1 protein-coding gene and 1 pseudogene are annotated in these 1,122 nt (G+C 63.7%); both read right to left on the bottom strand.

From position 1 onward, the window contains the following. Positions 1 to 357, bottom strand: a pseudogene (locus ACXJ3V_RS20080) (transposase); the annotation flags it as partial. A gap of 45 nt (positions 358 to 402) precedes the next feature. Next, on the bottom strand, positions 403 to 927 hold the full coding sequence (locus tag ACXJ3V_RS20075) for a winged helix-turn-helix domain-containing protein (RefSeq protein WP_457102122.1): 525 nt from the start codon (positions 925 to 927) through the stop codon (positions 403 to 405). Between the last annotated feature and the right edge of the window lie 195 nt (positions 928 to 1,122).

Raw genomic sequence — 1,122 nt, 5'->3', positions numbered from 1 at the left:
GTCCAGATTGGCGAAGACGTGGTTGGCGAAGCAGTCCTCGCGCAACGACTCCCACAGGTGCTCAGCGGGGTTGAGCTCCGGGCTGTACGGGGGCAGGAAGATCAATCGCATGTTCTGCGGCACGGCAAGATCGCCGGCGATGTGCCAGCCMGCTTGGTCCATGACCATCACGATGAATTCCKCRGCRTGGCGCTGSGCSACCTCGSYCAGGAAYAGCGACATCGTCTCGGCGCTGACCCAGGGCAGCACCAGGCTGTCCAGCACGCCGTCGTGYGGGCTGACGGCRCTGAAGGCGTAGATGTACTTGCGTTCCAGTCGCGCGCCGACCACCGGCCGTGTGCCGTGAGGTGCCCAGCAGCGCGGCCTTCGTCCTGGAACATCARGCGCACSTGGCGCCCGCGTTCAGCCTGGCGCACGACCTCTTGGCGTACCKKGCGGCGSAGTTTTTTTAAAGGCGRCCTGYGCCGCMACRTCYGCCYTGGGRTGCCKSGGSCGSGGCACYACCTTGCGCCARCCRTGGCGATCCAGAAGTCGGTAAACCGTAGAGGGGGCCACCTGCTTGCCCAGTTGGTCCTGGTAAGCCTGCTGGATCTCCGCCACCGTCAGCATCCCGCCCGCCTCGGCRCGCTTGACGAAKGGCGCCAGAAKTTGCTGCTCTTGCTCGGGGCTGAGGTGCTGGTGATGCCTGCCGCCACGCCCGCGCAGATCGAAGATGGCATCTCCCTCCTTCGACCAGCGCGAGTGCARGACATGCACCGTCGCAGTGGACCAGCCCARCAACTCGGCGATCTGCGCMGCTGAGCTGCCCAGAGTCGCYCGGATGAGCACGCACTGGATGCGCTGGTACTCCGCATGACTGCCGGCTCGCTTGAGCCGYTCCGCCAAGCGCTCAACAGTCGGCTTATCACCCACGATTAATGTCTTCATCCACGACTCCTTGAGGTTCGTGGGCTGACATCATATCTAATCTATTGAACGCAAATTGGTATGAGGCGGTAGCCACCTTCGGGGAACAGGATCTCGTTGACCATCGTCACCTTGAGCTCGTTCTGCATCTGCGTGATCTGTGCCTGGTCGGCGCTCAGTTCGCCCGACAGCTGCGTGTTGAGCGCGGCGTAGCTG

It is taken from the genome of Microbacterium sp. P5_E9 (assembly GCF_054049175.1).
This window is presented reverse-complemented; position numbering and strand designations above follow the sequence as displayed.